We start from the raw sequence: 3,425 nt of genomic DNA on the forward strand, positions 1-3,425 counted from the left end.
AACGCCAGCTACCTTACCTTCAAATTCTCGAAAAAAGGCTTTTTCGGGCAAATACCAAGTAGGATTCAGTCCGGACTCCAAGGAATCCATCCCACTCCTTGATGCCCAAAATTGAAACAACCCGGATGCAAACATTCTGAGAGGATCTCAGCTGATTCCACAACCCGCGGACCAGGACGATTAAAATACTGATTGCCGTCCGTGACATAGACGCGCCCATTCCGTACGGCAGGAAGATTCTCCCATTGAGGGCTTGAGGTAAGTGATGTCATCTCGCGCAGGGAACGATCGATGTCAAATCCGCAAGGCATGATGGCAATCACTTCGGGCTCGGACGCGGCAAGCTTATCCAGAGAAAAGTATTCTGAATGATTTCCTGGCTCACTAAGAAGACTGCTTCCTCCAGCAAAATCTACTAGTTCGGGAACCCAGTTAGCTGCGATCATCAGTGGCTCAGTCCACTCAATACAGGCTATTCTGGGCCGGTAGGATATTTTTTGCACTTTGATGCGCAGTGATTGAAGCCGGCTCTGAAGACTTGAAACAAGCTCTTCACCTTTTCCCGGATCACCCAGAGCATCGGCTACACGCTGGATGTCTTCCCAGACATCACTGAGAGACATCGGCTCAAGCGAAACAATTTCAGGCGCTGAACTCACCAATTCGCACACAGCTTTTTTTACATCACTAAGACTTACAGCACAGACTTCACACTGGGTTTGTGTAATAATGACACTGGGCGAGATTGTGTCTAACAGTTCGGAGTCAACTTTATACACAGACAGACCATCTCTGACAATCGTTCGAACTTGGTCGTCGATCTCGGCACTGGAGGATTCCGTAATGATCTTTGACGATGAGCATACGGGTATCGTCTCAACCGTCCGTGGGTAGTCGCATTCATGAGATCTACCGACAAGGTTCGATTCAAACCCTAAGGCACATACGATTTCTGTAGCACTTGCAATAAGAGACACGATCCGGTGATCCATAATATTATTCCGAATGTAACATTAATTTGAGTACAAAATATGCCCTGCTAAGGGAAGCAGGTTAACCGACAAACTATCCCGCGTCTCCGATTTCTTCCTGCAACTCAAGCCGCATTCAAACTGCTAACTACGTGGTCCAAAACCTGTAGATAAAACCGTATCTCCTGGACAATGACCTATCAGGACATTCCCAAGGATCAGTGAGGAACTTGTCTTGGTATAAACCTGAGGGAAGAAGAATTGATCAAACGACCGACCCAGCAGAATATTGCTGGATTGCCCGAGCTTGCTTCCCACTGACCGACAATAAACCATATCGAGAACTCACCACTCTAATTTGTCGGATGCTTTAAGGATTGTCGGCAACCTCTGAGCCTGTGCGTATAAGTGCCCGTCTTATCTTACCTGAATGTTAGATCCGTACAAGTACACCCACTAGATGCACACCTTGATATAACGTAGTCGCTGGATGGAACTTCTTCTCTATGCACTAGCCGCGCCGATAATTGGAGCACTCCTTTACCCGGTATTGCATGATAATCCGAGGCTCACTAAGACGTTTGACCGCTCTATGTATGTGGTTGTCCCTCTCCTGATACTGATCCAAGTCTTGGGGCATCAATTCGAACACGATGGCTGGGCACCTGCAGGTATTTTAGTGCTCCTAGGGGTCATGGCAATGGGACTACTGATACCGATTGGAGTGGAGCACATATCTCATAATCTTGCTCCAAAGACGGAGGCTTTATCTGTGATTTTCGGTTTTCTTGGGCTGGGACTGCATGCCCTATTGGAAGGCTCCAGCCTGAATACAGATTCATCAACCATTATCATCCCGCTTGTCATCCACCGCCTTGCCGTAGGACTCATGATCTGGTGGATCCTGTATCCTCGCTATGGTCTGGCCATCGCCATAATTGGTATTGCTGGGCTTCTGTCCACTACACTGGCCGGATTTTTCCTGGCAGATATCTTGCCTCATGGATTTACTGGTAGTGATCTGTTTCAAGCATTCGTAGCTGGCTCTCTCCTGCACGTCGTATTTCATGAACACCATCATGGAAGTCCACACTCACATGATCGTTGACTTCCTATTCCCCAAACAAGGAAGTCCTGTGGGAGCCCGAAAGGGTTTTTATGGGTTGAACGGGCTTGCTATTATCCCCAGTTGATGTGCGCTTCAAAATTGAATATCCTGCTGCTTCAGATACGCAAACCGGACGACCCGATGCGCATCAATGAAGTGGCTGCATTTGCGGAATCAATTGACAGCCCCCGGGAACGCATCAACGCGGCTGATTTAATTAATGACCCGCCGCAACCGGAGGCTCTACGTAAGGCAGACCTAGTATTAATCGGGGGAGCTGGTGATTATTCCGTTCCTGAAGGAGGAGAGTGGCTCGACCGGGCACTGGATTCGATGCGCTTATTGTATGCGAAACGCAAACCAGTTTTTGCATCCTGTTGGGGGTTTCAGGCCATGGCCGCGGCTCTTGGCGGTTCCGTGATTACCGACCCGCAACTCGCCGAACTAGGCACCCTGCAACTCACGGTCACATCTCAGGGAATGAACGACCCCATCTTCTCCAGCTTGGGAACCGTATTCTGGGCACATGTAGGACACCAAGATACCGTTGTGCAACTTCCCAAAGGTGCCGTTCGCCTAGCCAAAACCCCGCTCGTAGCAAATCATGCATTCTGCATGCCCGATGCTCCACTTTACTGCACTCAATTTCATTCAGAACTGAAGAAAGATTTGTTGATCCAAAGGTTAATGACCTATCCCGAGTACACAAAACGCATTCTGGGCATACCCGTGGGGGAACTGGTCAAAACACTTCGAGAAACACCGGAATCTAATAACCTCATCCGGGAATTTGTTCGCTATATATTTGCAAACTGACATGAAATCCTTGATCCGCAGTTTTCTTATCCTACTTGTATTACTCGCCGGGCTGGTACGGGTGCAATCCCTACAAAACGGCAGCTGCGTATTCCGCTGCGGGTGGGACAGTCAAAACGCTGAACTGGGCCGCCCAAAACGCTGGCATTGGCCGCCTAAAACGCTGGAAGTGGGACAGTCAATACGTTGGAAGTGGGCCTCCTCTAAACGTTGGAATTCGATCATCCCTTCCTCGGTAATTTGGCTCCATGCTTGGGGTGTATGGTGCGCGTCTTTTTCGGTGTTTTTCACTGGGGATTACCCACGTGATTCATGGACATTATCTTCCTTGCCTTTTTCACCAAATTGCGAGGAATTATGCCAGCAAACCGATTGTCTATGAAGCACGTCAAGCATATTTTAGAGCTTCACTTTGAGGAGAGGTTATCTAGTGCTTGCCTAAAAACCCTCTAATTTTTCGGAGATTTTTCATTATATAGGTCTAATGAAAAACGGGCGCATATCTTGCGTCGTTTCCCCAATTTACTCAT

The 3,425-nt window shown here is 48.3% G+C and carries 3 protein-coding genes; 2 read left to right on the plus strand and 1 reads right to left on the minus strand.

Going from position 1 to position 3,425, the window contains the following annotated elements:
• Positions 1–65: 65 nt before the first annotated feature.
• The gene (locus tag F4Y64_02905; protein MXX96548.1) at positions 66–992 is read right to left on the minus strand and encodes a cobalamin-binding protein; all 927 of its coding nucleotides are present in this window, start codon (positions 990–992) and stop codon (positions 66–68) included.
• A gap of 469 nt (positions 993–1,461) precedes the next feature.
• Between F4Y64_02905 and F4Y64_02910 the strand changes: the two genes are divergently transcribed.
• Together F4Y64_02910 and F4Y64_02915 are read left to right on the plus strand one after the other, a co-directional pair.
• Positions 1,462–2,079 (plus strand): hypothetical protein, encoded by a 618-nt coding sequence (locus F4Y64_02910; protein MXX96549.1) that lies wholly within the window; start codon positions 1,462–1,464, stop codon positions 2,077–2,079.
• A gap of 84 nt (positions 2,080–2,163) precedes the next feature.
• Positions 2,164–2,895 (plus strand): type 1 glutamine amidotransferase, encoded by a 732-nt coding sequence (locus F4Y64_02915; GenBank protein ID MXX96550.1) that lies wholly within the window; start codon positions 2,164–2,166, stop codon positions 2,893–2,895.
• Positions 2,896–3,425: the final 530 nt, after the last annotated feature.

The sequence above is a fragment of the Rhodothermaceae bacterium genome (genome assembly GCA_009838195.1).
Classification (GTDB): domain Bacteria; phylum Bacteroidota; class Rhodothermia; order Rhodothermales; family Bin80; genus Bin80.

Coding starts and splice junctions, on each gene's coding strand:
- F4Y64_02910 (MXX96549.1), top strand. CDS start 1,462: ATGGAACTTCTTCTCTATGCACTAGCCGCGCCGATAATTGGAGCACTC.
- F4Y64_02905 (MXX96548.1), bottom strand. CDS start 992: ATGGATCACCGGATCGTGTCTCTTATTGCAAGTGCTACAGAAATCGTA.
- F4Y64_02915 (MXX96550.1), top strand. CDS start 2,164: ATGTGCGCTTCAAAATTGAATATCCTGCTGCTTCAGATACGCAAACCG.